An 18,108-nucleotide genomic window follows, 5' to 3' on the forward strand; every position below is an offset into this window, starting at 1 on the left:
TGTGTGAGATTACTGGCATCAATTATAGCATTTATAGCAGATGAAAGAGCGATCAAAGACTCAACTGTAAATAGCTAAACGTTAAATCGATTGCTGCTCATTTAAACAAAAAAATACGCACCAACAGCAATCATGATAGTTGTCTATCAAAATTGCTACTAGTGCGTATCGTTATTATCCTAAAACGCTTTAGCAGGGCGTATTAATGCCTAACTTATAGTGCAGCGTGGAAATGCTTTTTCAACACTTCTAAGCAGCGAGTAATTTTCGCTGGCTGCTGTTCGCGATCTAATGTAACCGCATACAATACGAAGTGAGGTAAAGAGAATTCAGGTAGTACTTCAACAAGCTCACCTGAGGCTAACTCTTTTTGTACGTCTAAAGACATCACACGAACCAGGCCATGACCTTCTTTTGCTAAGGTTGTTGCTAAGAACACGTTATTGGTTTGAATTCTAGAATTCAATTTAACGCGGTTCTTCTTACCGGTTTCGATGCTACTAAACTCTAGAGAGTTTGGATCTTTCATCAAGTCAATACCGATTAACTGATGATTGGTCAAATCTTTAGGCTTAGTGATTTTCTCATGCTGTCTCAAATAATGTGGTGATGCCACTAATATTTGTTTTACTTCAGCCAATGGATAAGTTGCCACTGATGTGTCTTTAATCTGTGGGCTCATACGAATGGCAATATCAGCACGCTCATCAATCATATCGATGTAATGGTTATCAGCGATGAAATAAATACTTAAATCATCATGTGCTGACATCCAAGTCGATAAGGCAGGCAAGATGTGATTAACGCCTAGCTCAGGTGTGGTTGCAATACGCAAACTACCGGCTAGCTCATCACGCAATTGGTTTACTTTAATTCGACCTTGGTCTGCTGCAGTTACAACGTCTTTTGCAGATTCGTAGAAACTGGCACCAGCTTCAGTCAAACTAAGCTTACGCGTAGATCTATGTAATAATACGACGCCCAAGTCTTTTTCAAGAGAGCGGATTTGTTGGCTTACTGCACTTGTGGTAATCCCAAGTTGTCTAGCTGCCCCACTAAACGAACCATGACTGACAACACTTGCGAATACAGCCATTCCTCTTAAATTGTCTAACATCATTTTTGAACACCTAACGTATATAATATAAGTGGGGTATTATAGCGTATTTTATGAACAAATGTTGACAATATGTGAACTTCTGTCCAGTTTTTTCCCATTTTTCGGTTGTTTTTTTGTTTACTTATTTTACAACTTATATTCAGTAGGTTTATATAATTTGCAATTGACTACTGCTCGCTATCTAATAGCTTTAAATTAGTGATTTCCCCATTAAAATCATGGATTAAGCGGTGCATCACTGGACTCGAATTTATTAGATTTTTGGCAGATTGTATCGCTTTCACTTCACGTGTTTTTTGTCTATTTTGCGGCAATAGATCCGCCTTGTCATTATTAAGTGCAGGTTCAATAGCAATTGTGGTCTCTGATCCAAATTGGTCTTCTAAATGCATCGCAAGATGCTTAAAAATACTTTGCATATTTTTGGTATCAAAGGCTACTTTAAACTCACTTTTACCGTGAATATCGCCAGTCATTACCCCTTGCCTTGCCAATGCCAACTGATCTTGTGCCAATGTGCCGGTTTCTCGAGCATTTTGCAACCAATAGTCCCACTTCTCTGGGCTCCACTCACCTTCTAGCTCGACCACTGGTGATTTAAGCAGATGACGAGGGTCTTGTGCGCTCATCCCCGGTGCAGCCTTTTCGGCTGATGCCGCTTCTACACTTGTGGTTTCAGCATAATCATTAACTGGCGCTTGCTCAAACGTATCATTTGCAGAGTCAGCCTCTGATGGTTTGATATCAAGCGTTTCCGTTTCAACAGCTGGATTTGAAGCAGAGTCGCTATCAAGCAGTTGACTTGCTTGGTTATCTATTGCTGGCTCAGCTGTTGGGTCATCTACTGGAACTACATTCGGCTCTGCAGCACTTGACTCAATGTCATTGAGTGGTTGCTCAGCGACTGTGGCAGACTCAGTCTCAATTGGCGCCGATTTAAAACCGGGGGATTGTACTAAACTGTCATTATTTAATAAAGTATTTTGTTCACTATTTTTATCATTATCTAGAGCAGTTAAAGGCGTCTGGCTATCCGCTTGGCTACCATTGTCAAAACTATTATTTTGTTGATTGCTATCTATTACATTACTGTCTATCTGTGCAGACTGTTGTTGGACAGCTAATTGTTCAACATCTTGTTGTTGGAAGTTCGTTTGTTGAAAGCCATCTTGTTGATTATGCTCTACATCGTGAGATGGCGTATTTTCAAAACTCGTCTCAAGGTTATGGTTGTCGTTAACTTCAGGCTCAGCATAGATTAGATTATCGGGCTGCGTATTTAAATTTTGAACATTATCGACTGACGCATCACTACCGTCATGAATAATAGTATCAGTGTCAGCAGTTTGGTTTGCTTCATCTTTATGAACAGCTGTTTCATTAATAGCTGTCTGACTAACGTCTGCTTGACTAGAAGCTGCTTGATTGACTGCCACTTCATTCACACCCAGTGGTCTGAACGCCAATAATCTTAATAGACACATCTCAAGAGCTTGTAGTGGCGTATTTGCCAGCTTAATCTGCTCACGACCTTGGACTACGATTTGATAATACAGCTGCAACACGTCTGGAGTAATTTGCTGCGCTAAATGGTTAATTTGTTGAGCCTGAACATCATTCACATTGAGGCTGACATCAGGCAGCAGTTGCACCATCGCTATTTGATGCAACAGCTCAGCAAGCCCGTCAAACATACTACCGGCATCGACCATTTGTGCGCGCATCTGCTCAATATGCGCCGATACCTGCTGCTTATTACCTTGATATATGTCTAATATCAAACGTGCCAAATCAGCACTGTCAATTAACCCCAGCATCTCATTGACTGTATCATCGGTCAACTGCCCTTGCCCAAACGCAATGGCTTGGTCGGTCAATGACAGTGCATCACGCACTGAGCCCTTAGCAGCGTTGGCCAGTTGCCACAGCGCAGGCTGAGTATAGTCAATGCCCTCTTGAGTCAACAAGTTTGCCAGATGCTCGCTGATAGCTTGCTGTGCTAAAGGTCTTAGCACAAACTGCAAACAGCGACTGATAATGGTAATGGGTAGCTTCTGGGGATCGGTGGTTGCCAGTAAGAACTTGACGTGTTCCGGCGGCTCTTCCAATGTTTTTAATAACGCATTAAAACTATGGGTAGACAACATGTGCACTTCGTCAATTAAGTACACTTTATATCGGCCTTGAGTCGGCGCATAAGGAACGTTGTCAATCAGCTCACGCGTATCTTCGACCTTGGTGCGTGATGCAGCATCAATCTCAATCAAGTCAATAAAACGGCCTTGATCAATCGCGACGCAGCTACTACATACCCCGCATGGCGTACTGGTGATACCGGTTTCGCAGTTAAGACACTTAGATAAAATACGGGCAATGGTAGTCTTACCGACACCACGGGTCCCGGTAAAAAGGTAAGCATGATGTAATCTATTGTGATCAATCGCGTTGATTAATGCCTTAGATACATGGGTTTGACCAACCAATTCATGGAAGTTTTTTGGTCGGTATTTACGTGCTAAGACTTGATACTGCTGCGACATAATAGACGATCAACCCTTTTTATCATTTATCATTGATGGTTTTATAATTTACTTTTACTATTTTTTGAAACTTGAACGGCTTTAACATACAGACATAGCTGTGATGGATTAACCATTCACTTGCTGGTACAAGCGTTTTTCTGTTTCTGACATCTGCGACCCCGACTGATGGAACACATCCATCTCAACCTTCACGTTTCCTTGGCCATCATTATTGGACATATCAAAAGCTAAAATGAAGTACTCTTTCATAGCAGGATCCTGTAGCTGCGCATTAATATCTGTCAATAATTGACTGTAATTTTGCTGTAGATAGCCACGGCTGTACTGAGCATTTTCACTTAATCCATAAACGATAATGACGTAGTGATGACCAAAATCATTATACGAATGCTGATGACTGATATAGCCATCCATGCACTCTTGCTTGCTGCGCGATTCATAAGCCATCATCTCTTCTATAATACTCAATCGAGTATACATAGACTCAGCAACCAGTAGCTTCACTTGATCCAGTGGAATGGTGTCATTGGCATTGTGGCGGCGTTTGGTAGTGCCGTTAAGCAGCTTTTGGAAGGTAGTCGCATAGGCCTGTAGCTTCTTAACCAAATCCGCTTGCGCTTGCTTAGCCTCAGGCTGAGCTAAGTATTGAGGATCTGTCATATTCGCTAAGCGGGTTTCTACTTTGGTCAATAGCCCAATATTCACCAGCTGTTGCTGTACTGCTATCGCACGCTCGAAAAATGCAGCGCTGCCTAAATATTGCTGTGCCAACGCATACTCACTTTCAAAGTCATCGAAGGCTACTAATGTCTGCAAATGATAATCTAGAAAGCTCAGCAAATCGCTTGGCGTTTGTAGCAGCTTAATAATTTTATAAAAGCTATTGAGACTTAACAGTTGTAGCACACGGCTTTCATCGTCTAGATCAAGCACACACTCTTCTTGGAAAAAGCGACTGCCAAAGTCATGTTCAATCTGGAAGCTCTCATCTTTATGGGTAAAGATGATAGACGTTAAGCCTAGATAGTGAATCTTATCTTGTGACTCATCACTTGGTAATTCAAGCTTAGCGCTAATCTGTTGATAACGCTTATTTATCTGAGTGGCCACCTGCTGTCTTATTTCAGCCAGTACTCTTTTTTCGACATTGGTACTTTCCACTTCAAGCGACTCATGGTGCACCAATACGTACAGTTTTTGATTGCCAATTTGAAATGCATAATCAAACTTGCCTGCACCGACTAGAGGATCGTTGTTATTAAGATAAACCGATAAAAACGTCCGATGAAACATGGATGTCCAATCGAAAGCAGGCGGTTGTTTTTTCTGTGATTTTGGTGATGTTTTTAGCATAGAGTCTGAGTTAGTCTTGGCTTCGTTTGATGGATTAATGAGAGGCTTAGTAACCGCTCTTGGCTTATTGGCCTGTAACGGCTCACCCTGCTGCTGCGATGATAGCGTATTAGCGTCAGTACTAGAAGGACGTTTTACGGTCGGACTATCATCTGCTGATGTGCTACTGTCATCTGCTAAATAGTATTTTTTACCATTATTTAAACGAACACTTTTTATTTTTTGACTGGAATAGTTTGACATAGCATCTATTTAACCTAATAGTGACGATAAGAGCATCATTCATTGCGTGCTTATGGGTGATTGCGTAATATCTTAAATCACTGACTTTAAGCACTGTTTTTAGTGATAATAGAATGGCTCACCAATAATTTAATCAATGAGGTTTACTATACCGTTTTTTTTAATCGGTTGCACTTATCGCTTAGCACTAATCGTAAATGACTGGGTTAAAATTGGGGTTACAATCATGAATACAAGTGGCTAATCTTAAAAGCTAATGCAGAAAAAAATATAGGACTGCCAAAAATAAGCAGTCCCATAATTTCCACTGACTATATTTGTACTAACCATTAAATAGGTCATCAGTCAGCGAGTCATCAACAGTATTTGGCTATTTAGATATTATGACTACTGTTGCTTCATACGCATGTGCGGGAATAGAATCACATCGCGAATACTGGCAGCATCAGTGAATAACATCACTAAGCGGTCGATACCAATACCCTCACCTGCTGTTGGGGGTAGACCATAAGATAAGGCTTCGATATAGTCCGCATCAAAGTGCATGGCTTCATCATCACCCGCTTCTTTTTCTGCCACTTGGTTATGGAAGCGCTCAGCTTGGTCAGCTGGGTCATTCAGCTCACTAAAGCCGTTCGCAATCTCACGACCGCCAATGAATAGCTCAAAACGATCGGTAATTTCTGGGTTCTCATCATTACGGCGTGCTAATGGCGACGTTTCAGCTGGATATTCAGTGATGAACGTTGGTTGACGCAGTTTATGTTCAGCGGTTTCTTCAAAGATAATGGTTTGTAATTTACCAATACCAAAGCCATCTTTGACTTGCTGTTTTAACACGTTTTGTGCATAGTCCGCTAAATAATCTCTATCATCGATTTTTGCCATGTCGAAATCATCAGCGTATTTTGCAATCGCATCTTTCATGCTTAGACGCTCAAATGGCGCTTTTAAGCTGATACTTTCTTCTTGATAAGTCAGTTCAGTCGTACCTAAGATTTCAACTGCCAACTCATTGAACAAACGCTCAGTGAGATCCATCAAGTCTTTGTAATCAGCATAAGCTTGGTAGAACTCAATCATAGTGAATTCTGGGTTATGACGTGTTGATACGCCTTCGTTACGGAAGCTACGGTTGATTTCAAACACACGTTCAAAGCCGCCAACAACCAAGCGCTTCAAGTAAAGCTCTGGTGCAATGCGTAAGTAAAGTGGCATGTCTAACGCGTTATGATGAGTAATGAAAGGACGCGCGACCGCACCACCTGGGATTGGGTGCATCATTGGCGTCTCTACTTCCATAAAGCGCTCATTAAGCATAAACTTACGAATACCGCTAATCACTTGACTGCGAATCATAAACGTATCACGGCTTGATTCGTTGGTCATAAGATCAAGATGACGGTTACGATAACGTGCTTCTGTGTCCGCTAAGCCGTGGAATTTGTTTGGCATTGGGCGCAGTGATTTGGTCAGTAACGTAATCTCTTGGATGTGAACGTACAAATCACCTTTACCAGAACGACCGATAAAGCCTGAAACACCAACGATATCACCTAAGTCTAACGATTTGATTAGCACTTTGGTATCGTCATCTAACTCTTTACGGGCAACATATAACTGGATACGACCGGTCATATCTTGAATAACCATAAATGAGCCACGGTTCAACATCACACGGCCCGCAACGTTCACTTGAGTCTTATCACCGGCTGCTGCTTTTTCTTCAATTTCTTGCTTGCTAACGCCTTCAAACTGCTTTTGCAAATCCTCAGCATAATCCGTACGTTTGAACTTGTTTGGATAAGCGACTTGGCCAGAAGCACTAATCGCATCTAGCTTAGCTTGACGCTGAGCAATCAGCTCATTGGTTTCGTCAGCAGATTGGATTTGTTCTTGATCGTTATTCGTTGTTTGATTAGACATTGCAGTTTCCAAAGTAGGTCAAAAAATTGATAAATATAAACGAAAATTAAGCAGCTGACAGGTCAGCCGCTTTTATTTAAGCATCGCCGCCAATACTGGCCATCAAGTCAGCTTGATGCTCACGAGTTAAGGCATCGAGCAACTCATCTAAATCACCTTCCATAATAGCGTCTAACTTATACAAAGTTAAGTTAATACGGTGATCAGTCATACGACCTTGCGGGAAGTTATAAGTACGAATACGCTCACTACGGTCACCACTACCAACTAAGTTGCGGCGCAGTGCATCAGCGGTATCGACTTGTTCTTGAACCTTAGCTTGTTGAATACGCGCAATCAGCATTTGCATCGCTTTTGCACGGTTTTTATGTTGGCTTCGCTCTTGCTGACATTCGGCAACCACACCGGTTGGAATGTGAGTTAGACGTACCGCTGAGTCAGTGGTGTTAACGTGCTGACCACCTGCACCACTTGAGCGGAAGGTATCCATACGGATATCGGCAGGGTTCAACTCAACCGTATCATCAATCTCTACTTCTGGCATCACAGCCACGGTACACGCTGAGGTATGCACACGCCCTTGGCTTTCAGTCTCAGGTACACGCTGTACGCGATGCGCACCAGACTCAAACTTTAAACGGCCATAAACATCATTACCCGATACGCGGGTAATAATTTCTTTATAACCGCCGTGCTCGCCTTCGTTGGTAGATAAGACTTCGATACTCCACCCTTGCGCAGACGCATAACGCTCATACATGCGGAACAGATCACCAGCGAAGATTGCCGCCTCATCACCGCCCGTACCGGCACGAATTTCTAAGAAGGCAGGTACTCTGTCATTAGGATCTTTCGGCAGCATCATGACATTAAGCTCTTCTTCCATAGCTTCAATATCTTCAGCCGCAGTATCGATCTCTTCTTGCATCATCGCCTTCATTTCGGCATCTGATGCTTCTGCAATCATCTCTTCAGCATCTTTTTTATCTTGCTCAGCTTGAAGATAACGCTGCCATAATGCGGTAATCTCTGACAGATCGCTGTGCTCCATAGACAGCTCACGGAATTTATTATTATCGCTAATAATATCCGGGTCAGATAATAAGGCAGTCACTTCTTCAAAGCGATCTACCATTTGATCAAGGCGTTCTCGTAACGAGTCTTTCATAAGTAATCTTTTAATTAGTCTTGTATAAGGTGAAATATAAGCAGGATGTCATGTCGGTCAAATAGACTAGAGGTTCGAAATCAATGAGTATTAAATGTGTATAAACAGCATCAATCTGTGACCGATTGGCATATTCAAAAATAAGGTCGGTAATTATACCAAATTTTGGCTAAAATACCGACCTTTTGCACAAAGCAAGTTTAGCAATAGCGTAACACGCTGCTGATTTATTTAAATAACTCACCTTTTAGCTTTAAATAACTTCAGCGGCGCACACACACTACTATACTTTTCTAAGTAGTACTGAACCAATTGAATAGCCCGCACCAAACGAACACATCACGCCCAAATCACCCGAGCTAAGCTTGTCTTTAAAGCGATGGAATACAATCACTGGACTGGCTGAACTGGTGTTACCAAACTCATCAATAACCGTTGGTGTAATTGCAGGATCTGCCTCTTTACCAACCACACTGCGTAAAATCAAGTTAATCATATTGATATTGGCCTGATGTAGCCACATCATTTTAACTTCTTCGGCAGGCAGGTTGTTCTCTTGCAAATGAGTGCTGATAATCTCAGAGACTTTCGGGCACACTTCACGGAAAACTTTTCGACCATTTTGTAAAAATAGCTTATCGGTCACTGGCTCATTGATATCGTCATACAGTTTACGTCCAGCAGCGAAGTACTCACCTCTGTCCATAAAGCCACATTCATTCTTAATATTGATTGAGAACTGAGTAAATAGCTTACTGTCGATAATCTCATAGCCTTTTGGCGTCTCACTGTGCTCAATAATGCTGGCAGTAGCGACATCACCAAAGATAAAGTGACTGTCACGATTACGCCAGTTTAAATGGGCAGTAGTGATTTCAACGTTAACCACAGCAATTCGGGTACCTAAGCCGCCTTTGATAGAACCAACCGCTTGTGCAATACCGAAGGTAGCGGCACTACAGGCCACATTCATATCATAAGCAAAGCCGCCTTCCATACCAATAGCATGTTGGATTTCAATGGCTAGTGCAGGATAGGCACGGGGTAAATTAGAACAAGCGACAATGATGCCATCTAATTGATTGGGCTCAATACCAGCCTCTTCAATCGCTTGTAGTAGCGCATCACGACCCATCTCTGCCATTAATGACAGCTCTTCGCCAAGCTTTCTTTCAGGGAAGATTGGCATCATCACATTAGGGTCTAAGATGCCAGACTTTTCCATCACATAGCGAGACTTAATACCAGACACTTTTTCGATAAATTCAGCGGAAGATTTTTCTAATGCAGTACGTTCACCTGCTTCAATCTCACTGGCGTGCTCTGCGTTATAATTATCAACATATTGATTGAATGACTCAACCAACTCTTCATTACTGATACTATATGGCGGAATATATAGCCCTGTCCCTGTAAGATATGTTTTCATACTACTTCCTATTTTTCTAAAAATTTATTTTTGTTGGTTTCGCTAGAAATTATAATGTGCTGTTCTCGCAGTCAATGCGCAATCTTTGCAACCAAGCTCATTATTATGCCTGTTTTGTGGCATGATTCCTAGGGCATGTGTTTATCATAAATGTTATAAAATCTTAGATTTTATACGCTTAACCATTATCATTTTGATCAATGAGTCATTATTATGCCAGTAAACAGTCGTACACTGCCAGTGAATAATTTAATAGAATCGTCTTCGTCAGCGCCTCTACGTATGTCTTTATCAGATACTTTACCAGACACGCTCAAGATGGATGCCGATACTGGTGTAATTAAAGTATTGGTATTAGGTGCCGAAAGTACAGGCAAAACAACCCTTTGCCAAGATCTTGCGGCTCACTTTAACACCGAGTGGACGCCAGAATACATGCGTCCTTACTTACAACATAAATGGGATAAAACTCAAACCAGTTGTGAATGGCATGATTTAATGCCTATTGCAGAAGGTCAAGTTTCGCTAGAAAATGAAAAAGCTCGCCTAGCCAATCGCTTTTTGTTCTGTGATACCGCTTTATTTGAGCTGATGGTTTATGCCTATTGGTATTACCAAAAATGCCCGCCTCAGCTTGAGGCTGCTGCCCTGACGCATCACTATGATTTAATTTTATTAACTGAGGTTGATGTGCCTTGGGAAGCGGATGATTTACGTGATGCACCGCATCAAAGAGAAGAGATTCGCCAAGCCTTTGCTGATGCACTGACTAAACATAATAAACCTTTTCGACGTATCGGAGGCAATCGTGAGCAGCGTGTGGCGAAAGTTGCTAGTTGGTTGAATCAACTCAATCCTTAATCAGTTTGTCCAAATCTCATTGTTCCTTTCTAATAATACCTCTGCCCTAACCATGAAAAAAACCAACCCTCTTCCTCTTAATGAAGGTTGGTTTTTATTGATATCAAATATTGGCTCTCAAAAAAATTAATGAGTGGTGTGGCAATCAGTCTATTAGTAGCGGGTTAAATTCACCTTATCTAACACATAATCAATGTCTTTATCGCCACGGCCAGATAAGTTGACTAAAATACTGTCCTCAGCAGACATGGTTTTAGCCACTTTCATCGCATAGGCTACTGCATGTGATGACTCAAGCGCTGGAATAATACCTTCTAGACGAGACAGCGCCATAAATGCATCCAAACATTCATCATCAGTCACTGCTTCGTAAGTGGCCAGCTGCTCATCTTTTAGATACGAATGCTGAGGTCCGACACCAGGATAATCCAAACCTGAGGCAATAGAATGCACAGGCGCTGGTTCGCCTTTTTCATCAAGAAGCACATAGCACTTAAAGCCTTGTATCTCACCTTTAACGCCCTTACTCATAGTTGCCGCATGATTAGGCGTATCAAGCCCTTCCCCTGCTGGCTCGACACCTACTTTTTCGACTGCAGGGTCTGCCATAAAGCCACTAAATAGCCCCATTGCATTCGATCCGCCGCCAACACAGGCCACAACCTTATTAGGCAATTTATCTGTTGCGGCTAAGAACTGCTCACGAGCCTCATGCCCAATCACCGATTGAAAGTAGCTGACCATTTCTGGATATGGTGCAGGACCCACTACTGAGCCAATCGCAAACATACTATTTTCAATATCTTCCAAATAAGCTGCAAATGCGCTATCTACTGCTTCTTTTAGGGTGCCTGCTCCTTCAGATACAGGGACCAACTTGGCACCCAATATCTTCATGCGACTGACATTCGGGTGCTCTTTTTTGATATCCACTACCCCCATGTGAATCTCACACTCAACGCCCATTAGCGCCGCTGCCGTTGCCAAAGCCACACCATGTTGGCCGGCACCTGTCTCTGCAATCACTTTGGTTTTACCCAGTTTCTTGGCTAACAATACTTCACCCAAGCAGTGGTTAATTTTGTGCGCCCCTGTGTGGTTTAAATCTTCACGCTTTAGATAAATCTGAGCACCGCCGCAATGTTCTGATAGACGCTTGGCGTGATAAATAGGACTTGGACGCCCAATATAGGTCTCACGCAGTCGCTTCATCTCAGCGATAAAATCTTTATTTTTGATAATTTCGTGGAAGCCCACTTCTAATTCATCCAATGCTTTGGCTAATTGTGGATGTCCAATTTTACCGCCAAACTCACCATATAGACCTTGATTATTAGGCAGTGTTGTTGGGTGTAAGCCATAGTTATTTACGATTTGTGTCATGTCTGAGCCCTATTTTGTATGGTTTAGCCTTGTTGCGTACCACTATCAGTCGCGTATTGCTATAAAAATATTTGAGTAAGTTGTGTGCGCTTGGCTAATGTATTTGTGTTCTAGTACAGTGATACATAGTCTATAACAACTGAATAATGTGGTCAACCTATTGATACTACTTTTAGTTCAAAAATGCAGTATTTCAAAGCTCAGTGTTTTGGCTTAATGCGCCAAATTAGTGTTATACAAAGTGAGTCTCTTAAACCAGCCACTTAGACGGATAATCATAAAATTAGGCTCGAACGCCTTGAGGTTGACGGTTAAAACGCCATCAAATATCTCTGTTTAGGGGTATACTATTGGCAAATTATTAGTTTCAATAGTTATAACCAATAAGAATATCAACAGCTGATTTCATCGATAGACCTTTTGGTCTATTTGAGCTAACCTTCTGTTCAATTCGCTTTCATTAACATCAGTCATCTTTTTTTACAGTCATTTTTTCAAAACAACTGCTTCAAAACCATTTGTTTGCTGATTAATAAATTAACGGAGTCTGTCATGGTACTCGTATTGCTGGTAGCAATTTTTATTGCCCTACTGTATGGATTATGGCGATATCACCGTCAAAGTGATTCGCTAAGTTATAGTGTGTTTTTGGGTTTATTCTTAGGTGTCGTTTATGGATTGGTGCTTTCGGTATTAAACATCAATACTGATGACTTGCTACCTTGGATTAATATTGTCGGTGTTGGCTATGTCAATTTATTAAAAATGATTGCCATGCCGCTGGTATTTATTTCGATATTGGCAGCCATTGCACGCTTGGAAAAAGCGTCTATGATTGGCTCGATGAGCTTTTGGATTATCAGCACCTTATTGATTACTACCGGTATTGCTGCGCTAGACGGCGCTATTATTGCCAATTTATTCCATTTAGATGCCAGCTCCATTGTGGCCGGCGAGATGGAAGTCGCACGTGGTCAAAGCATGATTGAAAGCAGCAGTGAAGTGGCTGACTTAACCATCCCAGGCTTAATATTGAGCTTTATTCCAACCAGTATCGGCGGCACTTTTGCTGGTCTTGCCAGCACTTCGATGATTTCTGCAGTAGTCATTGCCAGCTTACTGGGTATTGCGGCATTGACGGTCAACAAAAATGACCCGCAAAAAGGCGCAACCATCTTACGTGGTATTGACGTGCTTCAAAGTTGGGTGATGGCGTTGGTACGTTTGATCATTCGTTTAACGCCTTATGGTATTTTAGCGTTAATGGTGAAAGTTATTGTCACCACTGATGCCGATGCTATTTGGCAATTGGCTAAATTCTTAGTGGCTTCGTACGTCGCTTTATTTATCATGCTTATCGTACATGCCATTATCATTGCGCTTACCGGTCGCTCACCAATTGCTCATTTTAAGAAGATTGCACCGGTACTGACCTTTGCCTTTACATCACGCAGTTCTGCGGCATCGATTCCATTAAACATTGATGCGCAGGTTAACAAACTTGGTATTACCAAACCGATTGCTAACTTCTCTGCCTCATTTGGCGCAACCATTGGTCAAAATGGCTGTGCCGGCGTATACCCTGCGATGTTAGCAATGATGATTGCACCGACTATGGGTATTGATCCTTGGTCAATGACCTTTATTGCCTCAGTGGTTGGGGTATCAATGATTGCATCGTTTGGTGTGGCAGGTGTTGGTGGCGGTGCTACCTTTGCGGCCATTATCGTTCTATCAACTTTAGGCATGCCGCTAGAGCTGGCAGGTTTGTTAATCTCTATTGAGCCGTTGATTGATATGATGCGTACCTTAGTCAATGTCAGTGGTTCAATTACCTCTGGCGTGGTCGGTAATAAGATTTTGGGTGATAAAACCCATCCACAAAGCATGGATACCCAATCAACTCAGCTTGGTTAATCGTTAGATTTAGCCAATCAAAACCGCAAGACCCCATAAGTCAACATTATGGGGTCTTTTTTATATGGCTGTTTAAAAATTTTCTTATTGTTCTAATCTAAATGACTAATCTAAATAACAACCACTGATGACAACTGATAACAAAGGTTATGTCATTGATTGGAATACGAATTGGGTTACAGCTTTAATTTTTTAAGAGAAGTTGTTATTCTGTCATTTTATTTTTGAGCGCAGACAATGACCACCTATATATTAGATACAGAAACCACAGGCCTAAATGAACCGCACATGACTGAGGCAGCCTACTCTATCGTGGATATCGATGCAGAGGGAAAGGTCATTGTCATTCAGGCGCCGAGATCAAAACGCTTTAATCCTTTAAAGCCGATAAGCTTAGGTGCTATGGCAACCTCACATATCTGTGATGAAGATGTGGTCAATGAGACGCCGCATACTGATTTTAGATTGCCAAGCAAAGTTCAATATTTAATCGGTCACAACATCGATTTTGACATGCAGGTGTTAAAAAATGCCGGTGTGACACATACACCAAAGTTGATCTGCACTAAGGCCATGTCTAACTATCTGTTGCCAACCTTAGACAGTCATACCCTAGTCGCGCTGCTGTATTATTTCCATCCGACCATTGCGCGTGAGCAGGCGAAAGAAGCACATGCCGCTGAATACGATATTTATTTTACTCAGCTGGTGCTAGGCAGCTTAATTGAATTGGCAAAAAGCCAAGGTCATGTGATTACTGATATGGCGAGCTTATATCAATTTAGTGAGCTGGCACGTATACCGACCCACTTTAGCTTTGGTAAATATAAAGGCCAAGCCATTACAGATGTGGCAGCCACTGCCGATGGCGCAGGTTATTTGCAATGGTTACTCAATCAAGACACTATAGACCCCTACTTAGCACAAGCTTGCAAACAAGCTTTAGGCTAGACAGATATGAGGCTATTAGGAGTCAGATCAACAGACATCAGCTTTACTTGCCGTCCATTGATCTATTCAACTTTTACTAATTACTAATACTCAAACAGCAATTCTAAAAAACCGCTCCTATTTATGTGAGCCGCCTGAGCTATAGCCTGTGCGGCCACTGCCACTACTGCTGTTATTACTACCGCCGCCAAAACCGCCAGGGATAATAATAATGCCACCGCCGCGTGAGCCTTGAGCTTCTTCGGTATTTTCAGTATTTTCGGGCGTTGAGCTAGGTCCAGTCGCTGATGGCGCTGCGGTATTACCAATAATGACACTCAGTAATGCCGACAACACGATTACTACAATGGCAAAGCCTTGAACGCCAGCAGTATGATAATGAAACGGTCCGGTAATGGTCTCTACATCAGCCTTTTGCTTAGCACTTTCACTGCCTTTGAAATACACCAGATAAATAATAATGGCGCCAATAATGGCCACAATTAATGAACCATTGAATATAAAATAAATCAATGCTTGCGAAAGCAACTGCCATTGCAGCATCTTTTTTAAGCTGCCAGGCTGAGCAAATGCTGCATTCGCTTCATCATCGTTTGGCACTGATAGATACTGGCCAAACCACTGCTGTAGCTTACTGTCATCTACTGGCTTAGCATGGGTATAAGTGATTTCACGCTCTGTTTGCTCAGAAGTAATTAACTCATCGCCATTGACATAATCAATCAGCAGGTCACTGTCATCGGTCTTCACTTGCCAGTTAAAGGCACCCATCGCAAACACCACACGATTGCGATAGCCAGAGTCAACTTGACGCCAACGTTTGTCGTTATAAATCAGCTGCCCAGGCTCAGTGACTGGCATTTCGCTAAGCACGCGTGCAGCATACCAGCCGCTCGACTCTTCTGATAGCCATAAGAAGCCATCAGTTAAGCTATACAGCAAATATTCAGTCCACGAGGCATACTCACCGACCTCGTTAAGATGCATAATACCGATAACGATATAATCATGATAAGCGTGTGCAGCAAGCCGTGAGTCAACCTCGTCTTCAGACAAGGATACCTCACTGATATCGATCAAATCCGTGCTATCAATACGTGCTTTGGCACCTAGAGGCAGGCTTGAATCAAAATGCTGCATAGTAGAGTGCATTTTGATGAGATCGGCTTTACTGCCAGTGATTTGAACTTCACTGTGACAGCTAGGACAGAATAAATACTCGGTCGCACCTTGCACATACGGAATGGGACTACCACAGTTTGGGCAGTCTATCTTGGTAATGACGACTTCAGCATTGCTATTGTCAGAACTGCTAGAGGCTGACCCACTATCGGTACCAAAAGCAGCAGCGCCAGATGTATTAACCTGCTCGCTGACCTGATGCGCCTGTTTAAGCATTTGCATCGACAGCTCGTTTAACTGTACCACTTGACCGTGATACACCATAGGTGCACTTTGAGGCCCGTTTTCCGCATAATCTAGGGTAATAAATTGACGCTTATACTGAGCATCGATGCCCCAAGTCTGCCATCCTTTACCGACCACAAACGGTAACTCACCTTCACCAGCAATGGCCGTTGCTTCACGCTTGTCACTGACCGAGTAAGAGATGCCTTCATAGTCGACACGATCAGTAATACTGAGCGCATCATAAGTCGGCAAGCCTGTCGCCTCACTAGCACCGACAGTCAGGCTATACTGACCTAACGCTTCGGTTAGCCAGCCATTACGCCCATCTGCAAACTGCACATACCATTCATTCCACACGCCTTGGCTATAACGCAGTTGCACTCGGCCAATTAAGGCAAAATCAGTGCCCTCGAAGCGACCGACACTGCCTATCTGCAATGGCGAGTAATCTTCAATAGTAAGCGACTGCTTACCTTGCGCTTTTAATGCTTTTCCATCACGCAGCACTGTGGTTTGACAGTATTCACATACTGCCATTACAGAGCCTGGTGAAGCGAACTCAACCGGTGCACCGCATGATGGACATGGGGCACTGAAGGTGAGAACCTCAAAGTTACTAGGTAACTTAGGCTTTACCGAATCAGGCTGTGGTGGTTGCGGAGGACGATTATTATCTATCATTGAGTCAGTTGAGTTAGGATCTTGGTTTTGGCCTCATCATAGTCAGCTTGACTGATTAAGCCTTGGTCTAATAAGCCTTTTAATTGACTCAGCTTAGCGGTAAAGTCAGTGGCACCTGCAGCTTCAGTAGTTGCAGACTGTTGGCTTTGCTGCTGTGGCTGTTGAGCTTGTTGAGGCTGGGCTTGCTGAGTACGAGGTGTCATTGCCTCACTCATCACCTGACCCATATTCATGCCGACACCTAGACCCGCACCTACTCCTGCCATACCGCCTTCGTTTTTAGCTGCATGTTGAATCGCTTCTGCTGTTTGATAACGAGTATAGGCATCCATATCGCCAATCATACCCATAGAGATGCGCTTATCTAGGGTCTGTTGCAGCGCTTCAGGCAATGATACGTTTTCGACCACAAATGATTCTATTGATAAACCATATTTAGCAAAATCAGGCTGTAGCTCTTTTTTAACTTCATCGCCCATCAGGCCTTGGTTTGCCGCTAAATCGATAAACGGAACTTGGCTTTGGCCCAAGCCTGATGCCAAATCAGAAACGATTAAGTTACGTAGTTGCGGCTCGATTTGCTCTGCACGGTAGCTGTCATTCATACCAGTAATGGTCTGATAGAACTGCGCCACATCATTGATTTTGTATGAATACATACCAAAGGCACGTAGACGCACCATACCAAATTCAGAATCGCGAACGGTTACTGGCTGAGTGGTGCCCCACTTACGACCTTGCTGCAAACGAGTGCTAAAGAACAGCACGTCTGATTTAAAAGGTGAGTCAAAACCCATGCGCCAGTTTCTTAGGTTGGTCATAACCGGTAAGGTTTCGGTTGTCAGCTCATAACGCCCTGCAGTGAAAATATCGGCGATTTGACCTTCGTTAATAAATACCGCCACTTGCCCATCACGTACGGTTAATGAAGCACCACTTTGGATTTCATTATCCGCCATCGGGAACTTCCACATTAAAACGTCGTCATCTTGCCAATCCCACTCGATGGCATCAATAAATTGCTTTTTAATAAAACTTCTAATACCCATGGTGTTGTCCTTTTTTATAATTCAAATGTTTGATTTAAATAGTTTTGATTGTAAGTGTTTGGTTTAACTATTTT

General features: G+C 42.6%; 12 protein-coding genes. 3 read left to right on the forward strand and 9 right to left on the reverse strand.

The genetic code is table 11. The features are described from left to right. Positions 1-214 precede the first annotated feature (214 nt). From A6J60_RS01975 to A6J60_RS02000, 6 genes are all read right to left on the reverse strand, one after another. Positions 215-1,117 (reverse strand): LysR family transcriptional regulator, encoded by a 903-nt coding sequence (locus A6J60_RS01975; protein ID WP_193778077.1) that lies wholly within the window; start codon positions 1,115-1,117, stop codon positions 215-217. Positions 1,118-1,287: 170 nt separating this feature from the next. After that, positions 1,288-3,660, reverse strand: coding sequence for a DNA polymerase III subunit gamma/tau (gene dnaX, locus A6J60_RS01980; protein ID WP_096064512.1), 2,373 nt, complete (start codon positions 3,658-3,660; stop codon positions 1,288-1,290). Between the two features lie 108 nt (positions 3,661-3,768). Next, a complete protein-coding gene (locus tag A6J60_RS01985; RefSeq protein WP_227526030.1) occupies positions 3,769-5,259 on the reverse strand; it encodes a hypothetical protein in 1,491 nt (496 codons plus the stop codon). A 387-nt stretch (positions 5,260-5,646) separates the two neighbouring features. Further along, a complete protein-coding gene (lysS, locus tag A6J60_RS01990; RefSeq protein WP_096064513.1) occupies positions 5,647-7,185 on the reverse strand; it encodes a lysine--tRNA ligase in 1,539 nt (512 codons plus the stop codon). A gap of 76 nt (positions 7,186-7,261) precedes the next feature. Then, positions 7,262-8,353 (reverse strand): peptide chain release factor 1, encoded by a 1,092-nt coding sequence (prfA, locus tag A6J60_RS01995; protein ID WP_096064514.1) that lies wholly within the window; start codon positions 8,351-8,353, stop codon positions 7,262-7,264. A gap of 283 nt (positions 8,354-8,636) precedes the next feature. Continuing rightward, on the reverse strand, positions 8,637-9,782 hold the full coding sequence (locus A6J60_RS02000) for a beta-ketoacyl-ACP synthase III (RefSeq protein ID WP_096064515.1): 1,146 nt from the start codon (positions 9,780-9,782) through the stop codon (positions 8,637-8,639). A 213-nt stretch (positions 9,783-9,995) separates the two neighbouring features. On the opposite strand from A6J60_RS02000, the gene A6J60_RS02005 reads away from it, so the two are divergent. Then, the gene (locus A6J60_RS02005) at positions 9,996-10,643 is read left to right on the forward strand and encodes an AAA family ATPase (RefSeq protein WP_227526031.1); all 648 of its coding nucleotides are present in this window, start codon (positions 9,996-9,998) and stop codon (positions 10,641-10,643) included. Between the two features lie 153 nt (positions 10,644-10,796). Here A6J60_RS02005 and trpB read toward each other — a convergent pair whose 3' ends face one another. Beyond that, positions 10,797-12,026: a tryptophan synthase subunit beta gene (trpB, locus tag A6J60_RS02010; RefSeq protein ID WP_096064516.1), complete on the reverse strand. Its 1,230-nt coding sequence runs from the start codon at positions 12,024-12,026 to the stop codon at positions 10,797-10,799. 552 nt (positions 12,027-12,578) lie between these two features. Between trpB and A6J60_RS02015 the strand changes: the two genes are divergently transcribed. Together A6J60_RS02015 and A6J60_RS02020 are read left to right on the forward strand one after the other, a co-directional pair. After that, the gene (locus A6J60_RS02015; RefSeq protein WP_096064517.1) at positions 12,579-13,943 is read left to right on the forward strand and encodes a cation:dicarboxylate symporter family transporter; all 1,365 of its coding nucleotides are present in this window, start codon (positions 12,579-12,581) and stop codon (positions 13,941-13,943) included. Between the two features lie 237 nt (positions 13,944-14,180). Next, positions 14,181-14,894: an exonuclease domain-containing protein gene (locus A6J60_RS02020; RefSeq protein ID WP_096064518.1), complete on the forward strand. Its 714-nt coding sequence runs from the start codon at positions 14,181-14,183 to the stop codon at positions 14,892-14,894. 117 nt (positions 14,895-15,011) lie between these two features. Here the strand turns inward: A6J60_RS02020 and A6J60_RS02025 are convergent, their stop codons facing one another. Both A6J60_RS02025 and A6J60_RS02030 read right to left on the reverse strand, forming a co-directional pair. After that, positions 15,012-16,985 carry a DUF4178 domain-containing protein gene (locus A6J60_RS02025; RefSeq protein ID WP_096064519.1) on the reverse strand — a complete coding sequence of 658 codons (1,974 nt, stop codon included), beginning with the start codon at positions 16,983-16,985 and terminating at the stop codon, positions 15,012-15,014. Then, on the reverse strand, positions 16,982-18,034 hold the full coding sequence (locus tag A6J60_RS02030; protein WP_096064520.1) for an SPFH domain-containing protein: 1,053 nt from the start codon (positions 18,032-18,034) through the stop codon (positions 16,982-16,984). The genes A6J60_RS02025 and A6J60_RS02030 overlap by 4 nt, the downstream gene beginning before the upstream one ends. Positions 18,035-18,108 lie beyond the last annotated feature (74 nt).

It is taken from the genome of Psychrobacter sp. FDAARGOS_221, from assembly GCF_002313155.2.
In the GTDB taxonomy this organism is placed as follows: domain Bacteria; phylum Pseudomonadota; class Gammaproteobacteria; order Pseudomonadales; family Moraxellaceae; genus Psychrobacter.